Here is an 18245-nt window from a genome sequence, read left to right as displayed (position 1 = left end):
ATTCGGTAGGGGCCTGAATGACGACCACGCACATCGACGTCAACGTCATCGACTTCGACGCACTCGGTGCGTGGATGGACGCCCAGGGGCTGCCCGGCGGGCCCTTCGAGGACGTCTCGCCGGTGGCGGGCGGCACGCAGAACGTCATGGTCCGCTTCAGCCGGGGCGGCGTGCCGTACGTGCTGCGGCGTCCGCCCCTGCACCTGCGCGCCAAGAGCAACGAGGTGCTGCGGCGCGAGGCACGGGTGCTGGCCGCGCTCGGCGGCACGCCGGTGGCCGCGCCGAGGCTGGTCGCCGCCTGCACCGACGAGAGCGTGCTCGGCGGCGCGGTGTTCTACCTGATGGAGCCGGTGGACGGGTTCAACGCCTCCACCGGCCTGCCCGAGCCGCACGCGAGCGATCCGGCGATCCGCCACCGCATGGGCCTGGAGGCCGCCGCCGCGCTGGCCGAGCTGGGCCGGGTGGACCACGAGGCCGTGGGGCTGGCCGGGTTCGGCCGCCCGGAGGGCTTCCTGGAGCGGCAGGTGCCGCGGTGGATGGGCGAGCTGGAGGGCTACTCGGCCCTGGACGGCTACCCCGGGCCCGACATCCCGGGCCTGGAGCGTACGGCGGCGTGGCTGGAGGACAACCGGCCCGCCGCGTTCACGCCGGGGATCATGCACGGCGACTACCACCTGTCGAACCTGATGTTCGCCTACGACGGGCCCCGCGTGGCCGCGATCGTGGACTGGGAGATGTGCACGATCGGCGACCCGCTGCTCGACCTGGGCTGGCTGCTGGCCACCTGGCCGGGGGGCGAGGGCGACTGGGGCATCGGCACCACGATCACCGGCCTGCCGGAGGGCCGGGAACTGGTGGCGCACTACGCCGCGCTGTCCGGCCGCGACCTGTCGGCGATCAACTGGTACGCGACCATGGCCTGCTTCAAGCTGGGCATCGTGCTGGAGGGCACCCACGCCAGGGCGTGCGCGGGCAAGGCGCCCAAGGACATCGGCGACGCCCTGCACGCCACGACGCTGGCCCTGTTCGCGCGGGCGCAGACCTTCATGGAATGATCACTTCTTAGCCTTACGCCCGTTTTCTGGTGAAACGTCGGCGCAACGGCAACGTGGCTAAGATTGCGCGCAATTGTCATGCGATGCGAGCCGCTCGGGGAAGGACGGTGCCAATGCGTTTGCGGTTTCTCGGCTCCACGTCGGAGGCGGGCGCGTGCCCCAGCCTGTACGAGACCGACCGGGGCACCATCGTCGTCCAGGGCCTCACGCTGACCGACGCCGAGGCGCTGGGCGACCTGCGGCACGTGCTCGACGGGGAGTCGGCCGTGGAGGTGCCGAAGGAGCTGCTGGTGGAGATCGCCCGCCGCGTCCTGGACTGAAAAGTTCACGCCCGTCCGGGTATTGATCACGATTCGGGCGCGGAGCCTGGCATGATCGGCTCGCCGGGTCTACTGTCATGCGCACCGCGGCCCGCGGCCGGCGTGGGAGGTTGGGCGTGAGCAGCTTTCAGCAGGCGCGTATCGATCTGGGCGCGCAGCTACGGCAGTTGCGGGAGGCCGCGCACCTGTCCGGCAAGGAGCTGGCCGAACGGCTCGGCTGGCAGGCGTCGAAGGTCTCGCGGCTGGAGAACGCCCGCCAGACCGCCACCGAGGACGACGTCGTGGTGTGGGGGCAGGCCGTCAAGGCCGCGCCGAGCACGATCGACGAGCTGATCCGGCAGGCCATCGCGCTGGTGGAGCGGCAGGACTCCTGGCGGCAGCGGCACCGCAGCGGCCTGGCCGCGCTGCAGGAGGACATCCGCGACCTGGAGGCCCGCACCACGCTGTTCCGGGTCTTCGAGCCGGGGATCATCGTGGGGCTGCTGCAGACCGCCGAGTACGCCCGCAACATCTTCATCAAGGTCAAGCGGCTCTACAGCGCCCCCGACGAGATCGACGCGGCCATCCGGGTGCGGATGCAGCGCCAGGAGATCCTCTACGACCAGAGCCGCCGCTTCCGCTTCCTGCTGCCCGAGGCGGTGCTGCGCTACCGGCTCGCCCCGCTGCCCGTCATGCGCGGCCAGCTCGACCGGCTGCTCGCGGTCAGCACGCTGCCGAACGTGGAGTTCGGCGTCGTCCCGTTCGAGGCGCCGCTGCCCTCCGCGCCGATGAACGGCTTCTGGATCTACGACGACTCACTGGTGGGGGTGCCCACGCGGACCAAGGACCTGCTGCTGCGCGACCCGGACGACATCGCCTTCTACGCCCGCACCTTCGAGGAGTTCGGCGAGGCGGCGGTCTTCCAGGACGAGGCGCGCGCTCTGATCGTGCGCGTGCTCGACGATTTTTCCCGCCAGGCAGAACAATCGTCGGATTAACCTTCGCAATTGCTTGCCGCCGCCGCCAAGATCGTGCAATTCTATCGCGAGGAAAGTTGCGGAGGTGACGCACGATGCTGGACACGTTGTCCTGCCTTGAGCGCTTCGCCGGGGCGGCTCGTCAGCACGCGGACCTGGCGGTGCAGACCGTCGCCCTGAGCAGCGACCCCGCCTACGTGTGCGTGCGCAACCGGTTCAGCAACACTCTGTTCGAGACCGTGACCTGCTGCCCCGAGGGCAACTTCATCACCTCCTGGGGCTATCGCCTGGGCACGGCCGACAACATCGAGGACGCCGCGGCCCGCCTGGCGTACCTGCTGGCCGCGCTGCCCGCCTAGCTCCTGCTCAGCCGCCGGGGAACGCCGACCTCGGCACGCCGGTCTCGCGGGCGGCGGCGGTGCGCGCGTGGTCCAGGAGCCGCTCGCGGGTCAGCGGCGCCGAGTGCAGCGAGTAGCGGATGATCAGCCCGTCGAGCATGGCGTCGATGCGCTCGGCGGCGCCGTGGGGGTCGGGGCAGCGGAACTCGCCGGTGCTCACGCCCAGCTCGATCACCCGGCGCACCGCGCCGACCCACGCCTCCTCCAGCTCGCGCACGATCTCGCGTACGGCGGGCTCGCGCACCGCGACGGTCCAGGCGTCGATCCACAGGATCCAGCTCTGGTCGGTGCGCGACTCGGGGATGTAGAACCGCAGCACCCGGTCCAGCCGCTCCACCGCGCCGCCCGGCCCCCGGGTCAGCTCGGCCAGCCGGGCGCTCTCCTCCTCCAGCGTCGCCCGCAGCATCGCGGTGATCAGCTCGTCCTTGGTGGCGAAGTGGTAGTGGATCAGGCCGCCGCTGACGTTGACCTCTTTGGCGATGTCGGCCACCCGGGTGGCGGCGAGCCCGCGCTCCAGCACGACCCTGCGGGTCGCGTCGAGCAGCTCGGCCCGCCGCTGATCGGCCTGGTCGGCCCGGCTGGTCCTGCGTGAAGCCCCCGCACTGCGCACCACCAAACCTTACCGCCCGTGCGGTGCGGAGATCACGGCTCGCAGCGGTAGAGCGACGCCCCGGAGTCCGCGGTGCCGGCGCCGGCATCGGAGCCGCCGCCGTACTCGGAGACGGGCACGGCGGTGCAGTTGGCCTGGACCCACCGCGTCACCTCGGAGTCGCCCCGCCCGCCGCCGGGCCCCCCGAAGCCGCCGCCGGGGATGACGTACCTGAGCCGCCCGGACGCCACGTACGCCGCGAGCTTGTCCGCCGTCATGGCCGGATCGGAGCCGGTGAAGCCGCCCATGGCGATGACGGGCTCGCCGGTGGCCAGGATGATCGACGACGCGCTCTGCGCGCTGGAGACGGCGACCAGCCAGGTCGCGTCCCCCCGGTTCGCCTTCAGGTAGGAGATCATCTCCTCGCTCACGTTCCCGCCGGGACCGCCCATGCGCCGCGTGCCCTGGGGCGGCTCCTGCTGGGCCCGCGTGCCCTGGGGCAGGCCGGGCGGCACGCCGTCGCGCATCCCACCGCGCATGCCGCCGGGGCCGAAGCCGCCCGAGCCCTCGGGGCCGGCCGTCGGGTTCGTGCCGTTGACCGGCGAGCCCAGCGGCGTCACCGCGTACGCGGCCGGTCCCGCCAGGCCGCCGAGCAGCGCGGCGCCCAGCGCCACCGCGGCCGGCCGGGTGCGCCCCCGGCGCCCGATCCGGGCCGCGACCAGCCCGAGCACCGCGAGCGCGCAGACTCCCGCGACCGCCCAGGCCAGCCAGGGCACGAAGGCGGGCGTGCGGCGCAGCACGGTGAAGGCCCAGGCCCCGGTCACCGCGACGCCCAGCGGCAGCGCCCAGCCCCACACCCGGCCCTCCCGGTGGGCCCGCCACATCAGCACGCCGCCGATGCCGGTCAGCGCGGCGACGGCCGGGGCCATCGCGGTGGAGTAGTACGGGTGGAAGGTGCCGCTGGAGAAGCTGAAGATCACGTAGTGCACGGCCAGCCAGCCGCCCCACACCAGCAGCGCGGCCCGCACCGCGTCCGTCCTGGGCCGCCTGCCCAGCAGCACCAGCCCCGCGACCAGCGCGATGGCGGCCAGCGGCAGCAGCCAGGAGATCTGCCCGGCCATGACGTCGTTGAACAGCCGCCCGGCCCCCGGCTCGCCGCCGAACCCGCCACCGCCGCCGAAGCCGCCGCCCCCGCCGCGGTCGCCGGAGCCGCCGAAGACCCGGCCCAGGCCGTTGTAGCCGATCACCAGGTCCCACACGGTGTTGTCGGTGCTGCCTCCGATGTAGGGCCGGTCGGCGGCGGGCCAGCGGTCCACCACGACCATCCACCACCCGCTGGAGACCACCAGCGCCACGCCGGCGGCCAGCAGCCGGCCCAGCCGGCGCGGCACGGTGCCGGGCGCGGCCACCAGGTAGGCCGCCGCGAACGCCGGCACCACCAGGTACGCCTGGAGCATCTTGGTGTTGAAGGCGAACCCGACCATGACCGCCGAGAGCACCAGGGTACGGGTGCGGCCGTTCCGCATCGCCTCCAGGCACAGCCAGGCGGCGCACACCAGCAGCAGCACCAGGATCGTGTCGGGGTTGTTGTCCCGGTTGATCGCCACGGTGATCGGGGTGAGCGTCATGACCAGCGCGGCCACCAGCGCCGCGGCCCGGCCCGGCGTGCCCGGCAGCGAGCGCCGTACGGCCGAGTGGACCACCGCGACCGCCGCCACCCCGGCCGCCGCCTGGGGCAGCAGCATGCTCCAGGACGAGAAGCCGAACACCCGCGCCGACAGGCCCATCACCCACAGCGCGAACGGCGGCTTGTCCACGGTGATGAACGCGCCGGCGTCGATCGCGCCGAAGAAGAACGCCTTCCAGCTCTCGGTCCCGGACAGGATCGCGGCGGCGTAGTAGCCGTTGGCGGTGCCGTTCTGGCCGAGCGCCCAGGTGTAGAGCAGCGCGGCGAGCGCGAGCACCGCCCAGAAGGCGACCCGGGGCCATCGGGCGGGCCGCGGCCCGCGGTGCCGGGCCTGGAGCGCACCGCCGGCGGCCGGAGCACCCGGCCTGCCCATCACGGTGCCGGTCATCGGCTCGTCCCCGTCCCGGCGGTACGGCGCGGGTGGAACACCCACGTCCGCAGCAGCAGGAAGCGCACCAGGGTGGCCAGGCCGTTCGCGACCACCACCGCGGCCAGTTCGGCGGCCGTGGACGGCTCGGGCGCGATCAGGTGCAGCACGGCCAGCCCGCCGGTGCTCAGGCCGAGCCCGACCAGGAAGGCCAGCCCGCCTTCGAGCTGGTGCCGCATGGCGTTGGCCCGGCCGGTCACCCCGAAGGTGAAGCGCCGGTTGGCGGCGGTGTTGGCGACCGCGGTGACGAGCAGGGCCACGGCGTTGGCCGCGAAGGCGGGCGCGACCGCGCGCAGCAGCAGGAACAGCAGCAGGTACGCCAGCGTGCTGATCACCCCGATGACGGCGAAGACCGGGAGCTGGCGGGCCATGCCCCTGGGCAGCCGCTCCCGGGGCGTCGTCTGCCTGCGCGCGGGCACCGCGACCCGCACGGCGCCCGACTTGGCCACCCGCCACATGCCGCGCAGGTCGTCCAGGGCCGTCTTGAGAATGTCCACCCGGCTGTCGGGATCGTCCACCCAGTCGACCGGCACCTCGTGGATGCGCAGACCGTGCCGCTCGGCGAGCAGCAGCAGCTCGGTGTCGAAGAACCACTCCTCGTCCTGCACCGCGGGCAGCAGCGCCTGCGCGACCTCGGTGCGCACGGCCTTGAAGCCGCACTGCGCGTCGGAGAAACGCGCGCCCAGCGCGCCGCGCAGCAGCAGGTTGTACGCGCGGGAGATCAGCTCCCGCTTCGGCCCGCGCACCACGTTGGAGTCGAGGGCCAGGCGGGTGCCGATCGCCAGGTCGCTGTGCCCGCTGAGCAGCGGCGCCACCAGGGGCAGGAACGCGTCCAGGTCGGTGGACAGGTCCACGTCCATGTAGCTGACCACGTCGGCGTCGCTGCCGGACCACACCCGGCGCAGGGCCCGGCCCCGGCCCTTCTCGTCCAGGTGCGCCGCCCGCACCCCCGGCAGCTCGCGCGCCAGCGCGGTCGCGATCTCCCAGGTGCGGTCGGTGCTCGCGTTGTCCGCGATCGTGATCCGGAAGCCGTAGGGGAACGTGCGGGTCAGGTACTGGTGCAGCCGGCGCACGCTGGCGTCGAGCACGCGCTGCTCGTTGTGGACGGGGACGACGATCTCCACCAGCCGCGTACGCGGCGGCGCTCCGGTCAACTGGCTCATGGACTCACGGTCGGAAACCGATCTTGAACCGGGCTGAGCCGATCGTTAACGCCGGATGAGAAACCCGCTGTTCACGAAGAGGGCGCCGGCGAGCCGGGCAGCGTGATCCAGGCGCACGCGCCCCCGCCCGGGGCGTTGTCCACCCCGACCTCGCCGCCGGCGTCGCGCACCGCCTGGGCCACGATCGCCAGGCCGAGCCCCGAACCGGGCAGGCTGCGCGCGGCCGGGGAGCGCCAGAACCGGTCGAAGACGTAGGGCAGGTCCTCGGGGGGCACGCCGGGGCCGTGGTCGCGCACGGTGAGCCTGCCCGCGCGCAGCCTGACCTCCACGGTGCCGCCGCGGGGGCTGAACTTCACCGCGTTGTCCAGCAGGTTCACCACCGCGCGCTCCAGGGAGGCGGCGTGGGCGGTGGCGTACCAGGCGGCCAGGTCCTCCTCCACGGTGACGCCGGGCGCGCGCAGGCGGGCGCGCGCCACCGCGGCGCGTACGACTTCGTGGAAGGCGATCTCCTCGCCCGGCTCGTGGTCCTCCTCCGGCCGGGAGAGCTGCAACAGGTCGCCCACCAGCGCCGACAGCTCCTCGAACTGCGCCTTGACGTCGGCCAGGAGCCGCCGCTTGGCCTCCGGCCGCAACGCCCTGCCGGTGTCCTCGCTGCGCAGCAGCAGCTCGATGTTGGTGCGCAGGCTGGTGAGCGGGGTGCGCAGCTCGTGCCCGGCGTCGGCGATCAGCCGCCGCTGCCGGTCGCGCGAGCCCGCCAGGGCGGCCGTCATCGCGTTGAACGACGTGCTCAGCCGGGCGATCTCGTCGGTGCCGCTGACCGGGATGCGGGTGGCGAGGTCCTCGGTCTGCGCGATGTGCTCCACAGCCTCGGTGAGCCGGCCGACCGGGCGCAGCGCCGTACGGGAGATCAGCAGGCCCGCCGAGGCGGCGCCCACCACGCCCACGGCGCTGACCCCGAGCAGGATCCAGGCCAGCGTGGTGAGCGTGGCGTACATCTCCTCCAGGCTGCGCGACTGCATCACCGCCACGCCGGGCGCGACCTGCTCCACCTTCACCCGTACGGCCTCGCCCTCGTCGGTCACGCCGTCGCGGACGGTGCGCCCGCCGCCGGCGGCGATGGCCATGTCGGCCGGGGTCAGCACCACGGCGTCGCGGCCCAGCACGCAGCGGCGTCCGTCGGCGTAGACGAGCTGGATCGGCGGCAGGAAGGGGCGCAGCCCCTCACCCGGGGGCGGATTGTCGCCGGTGGCGCTGCAGATCGCCAGGTCGTCACGGCGGGGTGGCTTGGGCCCCTCGGCCAGCAGGGACCGGTTCACCTGCCGGTTGAGGTTGTCGGCCACGATCAGCCAGCAGGCCCCCGCGCACACCGCGATGGCCACCGCCACGGCGACCGTGACGAGCAGCGTGAGCCGGGACCGCAGCGAGCGCCTGTTCACCCTGGAAGCCGGTTCACTGTGCGAGCCGGAGCACGTAGCCCACGCCGCGCACGGTGTGGATCAGGCGGGGCAGCCCGCCGGCCTCGGTCTTGCGCCGCAGGTACATCACGTAGACGTCCAGGGAGTTGGAGGACGGCTCGAAGTCGAAGCCCCACACCTCGCTGAGGATCTGCTCGCGGGTGAGCACCTGGCGGGGGTGCAGCAGGAACAGCTCCAGCAGCAGGTACTCGGTGCGGGTGAGGTCGAGCCGCCGGCCCGCGCGGGTCACCTCGCGGCCGGCGGTGTCCATGCGCAGGTCGCCGAAGGCGAGCACGGGGTCCTGCTCGCCCCCGTTGGCGGGGCCGGCCGACAGCGCGCCGCGCCGCAGCAGCGCCCGCACCCTGGCCAGCAGCTCGTCCAGCTCGAACGGCTTGACGAGGTAGTCGTCGGCGCCCGCGTCGAGGCCCGACACGCGGTCGCCGACGGCCTCGCGGGCGGTGAGCATCAGCACCGGCACGTGGTTGCCGGAGGCGCGCAGCCGCCGGCACGCGGTCAGGCCGTCCAGGCGGGGCATCATCACATCGAGCAGCACCAGCTCGTACGCCTCGCGTCCCAGCGCGTCGAGGGCCTCGTGGCCGTCCTCGGCGACGCCGACCGTGTAGCCCTCGAACTCCAGGCCGGCCCGCAGCGCCTCCCGCAGCGCGGGCTCGTCGTCCACCACAAGTACACGTGCGCTCACGCACACACGCTATAGGCGGTTCATGAGAACCCTATGAACGGGCTCAGCGGCCCAGCACCGCCATGGCGGCGTTGTGCCCCGGGATGCCGCTGACTCCCCCGCCGCGCCGCGCGCCCGCCCCGCACAGCAGGATCCGCTCGTAGGCGGTCTCCACGCCCCAGCCGCCCTCGCCGGCGTAGGGCCAGGACAGGTCGCGGTGGAAGATGTGGCCGCCGGGCAGCATCGCCTCGGCCTCCAGATCGACCGGCGTCTTGACCTCAAGGCACGGCTCGCCGTCGGGGGCCCGCAGCAGGCAGTCCTCGATCGGCTCGGCCAGGACCGAGTCGAGCGAGGCGAGCGTGGCCCGCAGCGCGGCGGCGCGGGCGCCCTCGGGGTCGGCGCGGAACAGCCGGGCGGGCATGTGCAGCCCGAACAGGGTCATGGTGTGCGCGCCGGACTCGCGCAGCTCGGGCCCCAGGATCGAGGGGTCGGTGAGCGAGTGGCAGTAGACCTCGGCGGGCGGCAGCTCGGGCACCCGGCCCCCGGCCGCCTGCGCGTACGCCGCCGCGAGCCCGTCGCGGCCCTCGTTGACGTGGAACGTGCCGCTGAACGCCTCCTCCGGCGCGACGCCCGGGTCGCGCAGCCGGGGCAGCCGGGCGAGCACCATGTTGACCTTGAGCTGGGCGCCCTCGGGGATCTCGGCGGTCTCGTCGCCGATCAGGCGGGCCAGCACCGCGGGCGGCACGTTGGCCAGCACCCGCTCGCCGGTCACGGCGTGCTCGCCCGCCGCGTCGCGGAAGGTCACCTCGCCGGCGGGATCGACCGCCACCACGTCGGCCCCGGTGCGGATCTCGGCCCCCGCCCGCCGGGCCGCCTCGGCGAGGGCGCCGGAGACCGCGCCCATGCCGCCGACCGGCACGTTCCACTCGCCGGTGCCGTCGCCGATCACGTGGTAGAGGAAGCACCGGTTGGCGAGCAGGCCCGGGTCGCCGGGGTCGGCGAAGGTGCCGATCAGCGCGTCGGTGAGCACCACCCCGCGCACGGTGTCGTCGGCGAAGCGCTCGGCGACGACCTCGCCGATGGGCCGCTCGAACAGGTCGCGCCACGCCTCGTCGTCGCCGACGGCGGCGCGCAGGCTCTCGCGGGTGGGCAGGGGTTCGAGCAGCGTGGGCGCCACCCGCCGGGCGACGAGCGCGGTCATCGCGTAGAAGCGGCGCCAGGCGTCGTGCTCGGCGTCGCCGCCGGTCACGGCCCGGAACGACGCGGCGGTGCGGGCCTCGTCGTCGTTGTCCACCAGCAGCCCGGTCTCGCCGGCCGGGGTGTAGGAGGCGAAGCGCCGCCGCCGCAGCTCGACCGGCAGCCCCAGATCCTGGACGATCTTCCGCGGCAGCAGGCTGACCAGGTAGGAGTAGCGGGACAGCCGCGCCTCGACGCCCGGGAACGCCCGTGCCGACACCGCGAGCCCGCCGACGTGGTCCAGCCGCTCCAGCACCAGCACCCGCCGCCCCGCCCGCGCCAGGTAGGCGGCGGCGACCAGCCCGTTGTGCCCCCCGCCGACGATGACGACGTCGTAGCGCGACTCCATCACCATGCGGCGCACTCTACACGCCGCGATGGCGCGTGGCCCGGCACTCTGCGGCAGACCGTACTGTTTATCCCGGTTCCAGTAGCCGTCCGCACAGGGGGAATGACCACCACATGCCTACACCCTCCGCTCCCGCCGCGCATCCGCTGATCCGCCCGTCGCAAGAGGTCGCCGAGGCCCTGGCCGCCGGGGCCCCGGTCGTGGCGCTGGAGTCCACGATCATCTCGCACGGGCTGCCCCAGCCGCGCAACCTGGAGGTCGCGATCGAACTGGAGGACATCGTGCGCGAGGCGGGCGCGGTGCCGGCCACGATCGCGGTGCTCGACGGGGTCGCCCGGGTCGGGCTGGACCCGGCGGGGCTGAAGCGGATCGCCACGGAGGGCGGGCTGCGCAAGCTCGGGCAGCGTGATCTGCCGGTGGCGGCGGCGCTGGGCGCCAGCGGGGCGACCACCGTCTCGGCCACCTCGTTCCTGGCCGCGCGCGCCGGGATCAGGGTGTTCGCCACCGGCGGGCTGGGCGGGGTGCACCGGGGCTGGACCCAGGACCAGGACGAGTCGGCCGACCTGGACACGCTCAGCCGTACCCGGATCACGGTGGTGTGCGCGGGCGTGAAGTCCATCCTGGACGTGCCCGCGACCCTCCAGCGCCTGGAGACCCGCGGCATCACCGTGACCGGGTTCCGCACCGGCGAGTTCCCCGGCTTCTACCTGCACACCTCGGGCGCGCCGGTCGACTGGCGGATCGAGACGCCCGAGGAGGCCGCGGCCATCATGCGGGCGCAGGACCGGCTCGGCGGGGCGGAGAGCGCGCTGATCGTGGCCAACCCGGTGCCGGTGGACCGCCAGCTCGACCCGGAGCTGCACGACCGGGTGCTCGCCGAGGCGCTGGCCGCCGCCGAGCGCGAGGGCGTCACCGGGCAGGCGATCACCCCGTTCCTGCTGGACTTCCTGGTCCGCGGCACCGGCGGCGCGTCGCTGGAGGCCAACCTCGCGGCCGTGCGCGGCAACGCGCGGCTGGCCGGGCGGATCGCCGCCGCCTGGTCGGCCGCCGCCTGAGCGGAGGGGCGCGCTGATGGGCGGGCTGCTCGTCATCGGCGACGTGGTGACCGACGTCGTGGCCAGGCACGCCACAGCGGCGGGGATCGCCGCGGGCACCGACACCGAGGCCGACATCGCCGTACGTCCCGGCGGCTCGGGCGCGAACACCGCGGCCTGGGCCGCGCACCTTGGGGCCGAGGCGCACCTGCTGGCCCGCGTGGGCTACGACACCGCCGAGTGGCACCGGGCCGAGCTGCTGCGGGCCGGGGTGCGGCCGCACCTGCGCGTGGACCCGGCCACCCCCACCGCCGTGGTCATCGCGATGGTGGACGACCGCGGGGAGCGGTCCATGCTGACCAACCGCGGCGCGTCCCGGATGCTGGAGCCGCGGGACTGGGTGGCGGGCCTGACGCGTGAGGTGGACCTCCTGCACATCAGCGCGTACGTGCTGTTCGAGGAGCGGGGCCGGGAACTGGCCCGCCTCGCCATAGCCGAGGCGGACCGGCACGGGGTGAGGATCAGCGTCGATCCGGCGTCCACCGGCCCGCTGTCGCGGCTGGGCGTGGACCGGTTCCTGGCCGAGACGGCGCCGGCGAGCCTGATCGTGCCCAACCTGGACGAGGCGCGGCTGCTGTCCGGGGCGGACGACCCCGAGCGGGCGGCCGAGGTGCTGAGCGCCCGCTACGGGACCGCCGTGGTGAAGCTCGGCGGACTCGGCGCCCTACTGGCGCGCGATGGGAATATGGTGGCTGGAGTGCCCGCTGTGACGGTGGAGGTGATCGATTCGACGGGCGCAGGCGACGCGTTCGCGGCCGGCTACCTCACGGCCTCCCTGGCGGGGGCCGAAGATGTCGCGGCGGTGGCCGCAGGGTGCCGGGCAGGCGCCCAGGCGACAACAAATGTAGGAGGAAGGCCCCTCCTGCAACATTCGCCCGTTTTCCCAGCGAACCAGCTTTACCCTATTGACACCAATTGATAGCTTGCGGCGTAGGCTGCACCATTAGCCACACGCGTCACTCTGGGGAGGTTGCGGTCTGCCGATGGACGCCGAGTCATCGATCTGCCTGAGCGATCTGGTTCCGGCCCTTCGCTGGAGCCGGCCCAAGCAGGTCGCCGAAGTTCTGGCCGACCCGCGACTGCCCGCCGGTTGGTGGGGCTCTGTGACACTGCCACGGGCCATGGCCGTGATGGGGATGGACTGGCTCTGCGACCGGCTGTCCCGACTGTCGGTCTCGCGCTGGGACCACCTGCCGTTCACCGAGATCGTGCCCGCGCTGCAGGTGCACGCCCCCGACCCGGCGCTGCCCGGCCATTCCGACCAGGTGCGCGCGGCGATCGGCGGGCTCGGCGGCTGGGCCCGCGCCCGCCGGCTCACCCCCGCCGACTTCACCTCCGCCTCGTCCGAGGCCGCGATCGGCGCGCTGTTCCGCGAGGTGCTGGCCCGCATCCCCGCCCACCGCTCCGCCACCGCGTCCGCGACGGCCGCCCCGGCCCCCGCCTCCCCGGTGCCCGCCTCGGCCGCGGCCCCCGCCTCCCCGGTGCCGGCCGCGCCCGCCCCGGCCGCCCCGCCGCTGCCCACCAGGCCGCAGCCGGGCGTCCCCGCCGCGCCCGCGGCCCAGCACCCGCAGGCGGCCCAACCCGCCGCGACCGGCGCGCACGCGCCCCGGCCCGCCCCCGCGACGCCTCCGCCCGCCCCCGACCTGTCGGAGCACCCGCTGGTCGGCCTGGTCGACGGCATGTTCCGCGAGTGGCAGCCGCTGGAGCAGGCCGTGGCGATCGAGCGGCTGTTCGCCACCGACCCGATCAGCCTGCGCACCCTGGCCCACCGGCTCGACGTGGACCGCGAGGTGCTGTCGCTGGCCCAGCGCAGCGCCGAGGAGCGGGTGCTGCTGTGGCTGCGCTCCCCCGCGTCCTCGCCGCTGACCGGCCACCTGTTCCGGCTGACCGAGTGGCTGGGCGCCGCCGCCACCGAGGAGCAGCTCATCGGGGCCGACCCGGCCCACCCCGTGATCGTGCCGATCCTGCGCACGCCGCTGTGGCGGGTGCTGGTCACGCTGATGCCCGACCGCAGGCTCCAGGACGGCTGGCTCGTGGTCGGCGACCTGCACGCGCTGCGCGAGCGCACCCGCCAGCTCATCGCCTCCAAGCCCGCCGACGCCGACGTGGTGGACCTGCTCGGCCAGCTCGGCATCCGCTCCCACTCCGCCAAGGCGTGGCTCGACGCGCTCGGCCCGGTCACGCCCGGCCAGCCGCCGCAGCGGCAGCCCGGCGGAGCGCCGGCGTCCGGGTCATACCCGGCCCAGCTCCCGCGCCGCACCCCGGGCGCGAACGGCCACCACCGCGGCGGCACGCCGGTGCCGCAGGTGAACGGCGGCGCGATCGACCCGAGCGCGGCGCTGGCGACCCTCTCGGCCCTGTCGGGCAACGGCGCGGGCCGCCCGCAGTTCATGCCCGGCCAGCGCGCCGGCGCGCCCTCCGCGCCCCCGCCGCCGCCGTCCTCGCACCCGTCCAACCCGGGCTCCGACCCGCGGCGCTGGCAGCGCATCGAGGTCACCAGCGAGCACCTGAGCGGCGCCCCGGTCGCCGTGCCCGAGGGCTACGCCGCCCAGCTCGGCATGCGCCCCGGCACCCTGCTGTCGGTCACCGGCCCCGGCGACAACGCCGTGGTCTTGGTCTGGCGCGACCGCCAGCCCGTCTTCGACAGCCTCCAGCCGGTCCTGATGCGCCTGAACGCCCGCCCCGGCGACCAGGTCTACGTCACCGTAGACGGCTACCGCCTGGACGCCCAGCTCCCCTCGTAACGCCGTCGCCCCGCTTGGCCCCCGGGCGCGCTCCGCGCGCCCACCCCGGTCAGGCAAGCCCCCGCCTACGCGGGTTACCCACCACGCGCCTGGTCCAGCAACCCACCGCTCCGCACGCACACGCATAGGCGTCAACCGACCTCCCTGTACCGGACGCGATGTCGATCATGGCCCTGGCCGAGGACGACGATCCCTGTCCCGCCAGGCCGCCGCCCTGTCCTCGCCGAACGCATCACGGGCGAGCGCCTCACCGAGGACCGGCCTCCTGGACACCGGCCACGTTCGCCTGCTCGTCACGTCCCCTCTTGCCGACGACATCGTTCCCGAGCGGCAGCGACCACCCCGTCCTGGGAGACCCCGAGATCAGTACCCGCGATCCACCCCGGCGATGATTCCGCGGACTCACCCCGCGGTGGAAGAGGTTGGATCGGAGCGGGACGGCCGGGTCAGGGCTCGATGAGGCGCGCGCCGGGGCCCGGGGCGCGTCTCAGGGAGTCGGGGGGCAGGGCCGAGTGTCCGGCGGCGCATTCCAGGACGACGCGCACGGGTGCCTCACAAGGGGTCTCGCCTGGCCCGGCCCGGTGCCGGACGATGACCGAGGGCCCTTCGGGGTCGGCGAGGTACTTGTCCCCCCACTGCAGGAGCGCGACGAGGACGGGCCGCAGGTCGGCGCCACGCGGCGTGAGTTCGTACTCGAACCGCTGCCGGCCTCCGGGCTCCCGGTAGGGCACCCGGCGCATGACCTCGGTCTCCACCAGTGTGTCCAATCGGGTGGCGAGCAGGTTGCTGGCGATGCCGAGGCGGGCGCGGAAGTCGCCGAACCGCCGCACTCCGGCGAACGCCTCACGCACGATCAGCAGCGTCCAGCGTTCCCCGACGACGGCCAGGGCGCGGGAGACCGAGCAGTTGACCGAGCTGATCTGGGGTTCGGCGTCCACCAGGCCAGTCTAGCCAGGCTGGGTTTACTTTCTCCACTCAGAGGAGATAGTGTTGCCCAAGCTGAGTTGAGAAAATAAACCCAGGAGGCCGGCGTGCCCATGCTCGACGTGTACATCCCCAAGGGAGCGCTCGCCCCCGACGCCGAGGCGAAGATGATCGACCGCATCACCGGCATCCTGATCAACCACGAGGGCTTCGACCCGGCCGACCCGGCGACCCGTGCCGCCTCCTGGGTGTTCCTGCACCGCCCCGAGGCCGTCTACGTCGCGGGCGCGCCCGCTGATGCGCCCCGTTACAAGGTCGTGGCCTCCGTGCCGGAAGGACAGCTCGACGCACAGGGCAGGGCCGCTGTCGTCTCCGAGGTGACCGAGGCCGTCCTCGACGCGGAGAACGGCGCGTGGCCGCGCGACGCCGGCCGCGTCTGGGTGTTCCCCACCGAGATCCCCGACGGGCACTGGGGCGGCCGGGGCCGCATCATGCCCCTCGCCGCCATCCTCACCCGCCTCACCGGCGACGACGCCGAGCAGGCCCGCGCGCTCGCGGCACAGCGCATCGCCGCCAGCCGCGCCGAACGCACCGGCGCCTCTGACTGACCCTCCCCACCGGTTCCCGCCAGCGCGCCCCCTGAAATCCTGCTCACCTGAGGCAGGCGGGACGAGCGCACTGTCGAGCACTTTGATAAGACACACTTCGATAAGACAACGGGGCGGACCGAAGCCGATGCCCGCCCTGCCCAAGGGAGAGGGTCACGCACGCCGCACTCCGGGCGGACGGTGCGAAAGGTCCGTTGTGGGGTTGACCCGACTGTCCGGCATGGGGCCGGCGGCCGGTGACTCTGGAGGCGTCTCGACAGCCTTCGTCGCGCGTTCTCAGCAGACTGAAGTCAGGAAAGCGAGGCAGGCATAAGCCCGGCACGGCATCGCAACGCGTTGTCACTCCGGCAGCCGCGACCTTCGACTCAGCGAGAGAAGATGCGAGAGCGCCATGTCCCACCACCTCGATTCGCCCATCGCCCGCCAGGACCCGCGCCTGGACATCACGGACCTGTACGTCTTCCGCGGAGAGCGCGGGACGGTGTTCGTGACGAACCACAGTCACTCGCTGGCCGGCGAGGACATCCCGCGCGGTCTGCACCCCGAGGGCCGGTACGAGTTCAAAATCGACGGCGACGGTGACGCCGTCGAGGACGTCACGTACCGCTTCACCTTCTCCGACGCCGGAGCTGACGGAGCTGACGGGGTCCAGGGCTACGAGCTGCGCCGTCTGGCCGGGCCGGAGGCACGGGACGCCTTCGCGGCCGGCGCGGTGATCGCCCGGGGCCGCACCGGCGAGGCCGTCGGACTCCCGGGAGGTGGCCGGGTGTGGGCCGGCAAGGCGGGTGACCCGTTCTGGATCGAGCCGGACGTGCTGCACGCCGTCGGCCACGCGTTCCAGGACGGAACCGTGGTCGATCTGTCCTCCTGGAACCCGGCAGAGGCGAAGAACCTGTTCGCCGGGCACACGGTCTATTCGATCGTCCTGGAGGTCCCCGACGAAGAACTGCTACCGGTCGCGGGCGAGGACCACCGGATCGGCGTGTGGGGCCTGACCTGGCTGGCCACCGACGCCGGCGGGTGGCGTCCGATCAACCGGGCCGGGCTGCCGATGATCCACCCTCTGTTCACCCAGTTCAACGAGGACCTCGGCGACCGCCTCAACGAGAACGTCCCGGCCGACGACCTCCAGATCCACGGCAAACCGCTCACCGACATGGTGGCGGGCGTGGTGCGGGCCTACGGCACCGCCGAGGACCCGGAGGCCTACGCCCGGACCGTCGTCGGCAGGATCCTGCCCAATATCCTGCCGTACACCGTCGGCACACCGGCCGCCTATGGCTTCGCCGAGTGGAACGGGCGATCGCTGACCGACAACGCTCCCGACGTCATGTTCTCCTTCGCCGCCAACACGCCCGTCGCCCTCGGGATCGGGAAGGAGTCGGTGACGGCCAGGCCGTCCTCCGTCTTCCCCTACGTGCCGTCCGCCTCCTGACCCGCCCGCAGGCCCGCGGGCCGCAGGGTGGTCCGGGCGGCCTCGACGAAGGCGGTGACGAGCTCGGACCGCCGTGCGCCGTCCCAGGCCAGGGCCAGCCGGCCCGGCGGTAGGCCGGTCACGGGGACATAGGCGATGTCGGGGCGCGGGAAGAGGGCCGCCACCGGCTCGGGCACGAGGACGACACCGCGCCCCGCTCTGACGTAGCCGAGGAGTTCCTCCATGTCGCGGAACGCGGGTCCTCGCGACCGGGTGCCGCCGGGCGGCGACTCGGCGTTCCAGACGGCGGCCCAGGCGGGCGCGGCGTCGGCGTACCGCAGGATCGGTTCGCCGGCGAGGGCGGTGACGGCGATCGCGGCCTCGCCGGCCAGGGGGTGCCGGGCCGGCAGGACGACGCTGAGGCGCTCGGGGTACAGGGGCAGGACATCCAGTCCGTCGGCTTCGACGGGCAGCCGTACGAAGCCGACGTCGACGGTCCGGTCCAGGAGCGGCCCCGCCATGTTCCACCAGCGGATGCGGACCAGTTCGATCGGCACGTCGGGATGGCGGGCGGAGAACGTGTTCACGACGGCGGTGATGTCCGCGCCGAGCATGAAGCCGACGGTCAGCGTGTGCTCGCCGGCGCCGGCGCGGCGGGCCCGGTCCTGGGCGGCCTGCCCGGCGGCCAGCAGCGCCCTGGCGTCCTGGAGGAGCTGATCACCGGCGGGGGTGAGCGTCACCTCCCGGCTGGTGCGGCTGAAGAGCACCACCCCGAGGTCGCGCTCCAACTGCCGTATCTGGCGGGACAGCGCGGGCTGGGTGACGTGCAGAGCAAGGGCCGCCCGGCCGAAGTGCAGCCGCTCGGCCACGGCCACGAAGTACCGCAGCTTGCGCAGATCGAGATCCATCGGGCCAGCAATCATCCCATTCCCCGGCCCCTTCCCGCGCCGATGCCCTCTGGTTATCGGAAGCACCACCATAGGCATTGGACCTGACCATAACCGCGGCCGCATACTCCCATTGAGCGCTTGGTCCCCTGCACGGTGAACGGGCGGCCGTCACCTGTGATCGGTCTCCCTCGGACGCCTCCGCCGCCGGCCGCGCCCGCGGACTCGCTCGCGGTCCGGCTGGTGGACGCGGCACCGGCG

The 18245-nt window shown here is 73.6% G+C and carries 17 protein-coding genes; 9 read left to right on the top strand and 8 right to left on the bottom strand.

Annotation, left to right across the window (positions count from 1 at the left end; translation table 11 throughout):
• The first annotated feature begins 17 nt into the window (after nt 1-17).
• The 4 genes from HNP84_RS04540 to HNP84_RS04525 all read left to right on the top strand — a co-directional run bounded on the left by HNP84_RS04540 (nt 18) and on the right by HNP84_RS04525 (nt 2690).
• Nucleotides 18-1055, top strand: coding sequence for a phosphotransferase family protein (locus HNP84_RS04540; RefSeq protein ID WP_185048070.1), 1038 nt, complete (start codon nt 18-20; stop codon nt 1053-1055).
• Between the two features lie 113 nt (nt 1056-1168).
• Complete coding sequence (locus tag HNP84_RS04535; protein ID WP_185048069.1) at nt 1169-1375, top strand: hypothetical protein; 207 nt, start codon at nt 1169-1171, stop codon at nt 1373-1375.
• Between the two features lie 116 nt (nt 1376-1491).
• The gene (locus HNP84_RS04530) at nt 1492-2352 is read left to right on the top strand and encodes a helix-turn-helix domain-containing protein (protein WP_185048068.1); all 861 of its coding nucleotides are present in this window, start codon (nt 1492-1494) and stop codon (nt 2350-2352) included.
• A 74-nt stretch (nt 2353-2426) separates the two neighbouring features.
• Entirely contained in the window at nt 2427-2690 is a 264-nt protein-coding gene (locus tag HNP84_RS04525) for a hypothetical protein (RefSeq protein ID WP_185048067.1), read from the top strand.
• Between the two features lie 7 nt (nt 2691-2697).
• Here HNP84_RS04525 and HNP84_RS04520 read toward each other — a convergent pair whose 3' ends face one another.
• From HNP84_RS04520 to HNP84_RS04495, 6 genes are all read right to left on the bottom strand, one after another.
• Nucleotides 2698-3339 carry a TetR/AcrR family transcriptional regulator gene (locus HNP84_RS04520; protein WP_185048066.1) on the bottom strand — a complete coding sequence of 214 codons (642 nt, stop codon included), beginning with the start codon at nt 3337-3339 and terminating at the stop codon, nt 2698-2700.
• A 32-nt stretch (nt 3340-3371) separates the two neighbouring features.
• Nucleotides 3372-5393, bottom strand: a complete 2022-nt coding sequence (locus HNP84_RS04515; RefSeq protein WP_246517803.1) for a mannosyltransferase YkcB-related protein — start codon at nt 5391-5393, stop codon at nt 3372-3374.
• Complete coding sequence (locus HNP84_RS04510) at nt 5390-6595, bottom strand: bifunctional glycosyltransferase family 2/GtrA family protein (protein WP_185048065.1); 1206 nt, start codon at nt 6593-6595, stop codon at nt 5390-5392. The genes HNP84_RS04515 and HNP84_RS04510 overlap by 4 nt, the downstream gene beginning before the upstream one ends.
• Nucleotides 6596-6666: 71 nt before the next feature.
• The gene (locus tag HNP84_RS04505; protein ID WP_185048064.1) at nt 6667-8031 is read right to left on the bottom strand and encodes a sensor histidine kinase; all 1365 of its coding nucleotides are present in this window, start codon (nt 8029-8031) and stop codon (nt 6667-6669) included.
• A 13-nt stretch (nt 8032-8044) separates the two neighbouring features.
• On the bottom strand, nt 8045-8755 hold the full coding sequence (locus tag HNP84_RS04500; protein ID WP_425586078.1) for a response regulator transcription factor: 711 nt from the start codon (nt 8753-8755) through the stop codon (nt 8045-8047).
• Nucleotides 8756-8792: 37 nt separating this feature from the next.
• A complete protein-coding gene (locus HNP84_RS04495; protein WP_221335857.1) occupies nt 8793-10319 on the bottom strand; it encodes a phytoene desaturase family protein in 1527 nt (508 codons plus the stop codon).
• A 107-nt stretch (nt 10320-10426) separates the two neighbouring features.
• Here HNP84_RS04495 and HNP84_RS04490 point away from each other — a divergent pair, with 107 nt between their 5' ends.
• From HNP84_RS04490 to HNP84_RS04480, 3 genes are all read left to right on the top strand, one after another.
• Nucleotides 10427-11368: a pseudouridine-5'-phosphate glycosidase gene (locus HNP84_RS04490; RefSeq protein ID WP_185048062.1), complete on the top strand. Its 942-nt coding sequence runs from the start codon at nt 10427-10429 to the stop codon at nt 11366-11368.
• Between the two features lie 16 nt (nt 11369-11384).
• The gene (locus tag HNP84_RS04485) at nt 11385-12326 is read left to right on the top strand and encodes a carbohydrate kinase family protein (protein ID WP_185048061.1); all 942 of its coding nucleotides are present in this window, start codon (nt 11385-11387) and stop codon (nt 12324-12326) included.
• 184 nt (nt 12327-12510) lie between these two features.
• The gene (locus HNP84_RS04480; protein ID WP_185048060.1) at nt 12511-14151 is read left to right on the top strand and encodes a hypothetical protein; all 1641 of its coding nucleotides are present in this window, start codon (nt 12511-12513) and stop codon (nt 14149-14151) included.
• A 446-nt stretch (nt 14152-14597) separates the two neighbouring features.
• Here HNP84_RS04480 and HNP84_RS04475 read toward each other — a convergent pair whose 3' ends face one another.
• Nucleotides 14598-15089 (bottom strand): winged helix-turn-helix transcriptional regulator, encoded by a 492-nt coding sequence (locus HNP84_RS04475; protein ID WP_185048059.1) that lies wholly within the window; start codon nt 15087-15089, stop codon nt 14598-14600.
• Between the two features lie 93 nt (nt 15090-15182).
• On the opposite strand from HNP84_RS04475, the gene HNP84_RS04470 reads away from it, so the two are divergent.
• Entirely contained in the window at nt 15183-15683 is a 501-nt protein-coding gene (locus tag HNP84_RS04470; protein ID WP_185048058.1) for a Tautomerase enzyme, read from the top strand.
• Nucleotides 15684-16074: 391 nt separating this feature from the next.
• On the top strand, nt 16075-17118 hold the full coding sequence (locus HNP84_RS04465; protein ID WP_185048057.1) for a DUF4331 family protein: 1044 nt from the start codon (nt 16075-16077) through the stop codon (nt 17116-17118).
• Here HNP84_RS04465 and HNP84_RS04460 read toward each other — a convergent pair.
• Nucleotides 17097-18005: a LysR family transcriptional regulator gene (locus tag HNP84_RS04460; RefSeq protein WP_185048056.1), complete on the bottom strand. Its 909-nt coding sequence runs from the start codon at nt 18003-18005 to the stop codon at nt 17097-17099. The genes HNP84_RS04465 and HNP84_RS04460 overlap by 22 nt on opposite strands.
• Nucleotides 18006-18245: the final 240 nt, after the last annotated feature.

This window comes from Thermocatellispora tengchongensis (assembly GCF_014202315.1).
GTDB lineage: Bacteria > Actinomycetota > Actinomycetes > Streptosporangiales > Streptosporangiaceae > Thermocatellispora > Thermocatellispora tengchongensis.
This window is presented reverse-complemented; position numbering and strand designations above follow the sequence as displayed.

Excerpts from the sequence above, each read along its gene's own strand:
- HNP84_RS04495 (WP_221335857.1), bottom strand. The coding sequence starts at position 10,319 with ATGGTGATGGAGTCGCGCTACGACGTCGTCATCGTCGGCGGGGGGCAC.
- HNP84_RS04460 (WP_185048056.1), bottom strand. The coding sequence starts at position 18,005 with ATGGATCTCGATCTGCGCAAGCTGCGGTACTTCGTGGCCGTGGCCGAG.
- HNP84_RS04490 (WP_185048062.1), top strand. The coding sequence starts at position 10,427 with ATGCCTACACCCTCCGCTCCCGCCGCGCATCCGCTGATCCGCCCGTCG.
- HNP84_RS04540 (WP_185048070.1), top strand. The coding sequence starts at position 18 with ATGACGACCACGCACATCGACGTCAACGTCATCGACTTCGACGCACTC.
- HNP84_RS04465 (WP_185048057.1), top strand. The coding sequence starts at position 16,075 with ATGTCCCACCACCTCGATTCGCCCATCGCCCGCCAGGACCCGCGCCTG.
- HNP84_RS04535 (WP_185048069.1), top strand. The coding sequence starts at position 1,169 with ATGCGTTTGCGGTTTCTCGGCTCCACGTCGGAGGCGGGCGCGTGCCCC.
- HNP84_RS04485 (WP_185048061.1), top strand. The coding sequence starts at position 11,385 with ATGGGCGGGCTGCTCGTCATCGGCGACGTGGTGACCGACGTCGTGGCC.
- HNP84_RS04510 (WP_185048065.1), bottom strand. The coding sequence starts at position 6,595 with ATGAGCCAGTTGACCGGAGCGCCGCCGCGTACGCGGCTGGTGGAGATC.
- HNP84_RS04525 (WP_185048067.1), top strand. The coding sequence starts at position 2,427 with ATGCTGGACACGTTGTCCTGCCTTGAGCGCTTCGCCGGGGCGGCTCGT.
- HNP84_RS04515 (WP_246517803.1), bottom strand. The coding sequence starts at position 5,393 with ATGACCGGCACCGTGATGGGCAGGCCGGGTGCTCCGGCCGCCGGCGGT.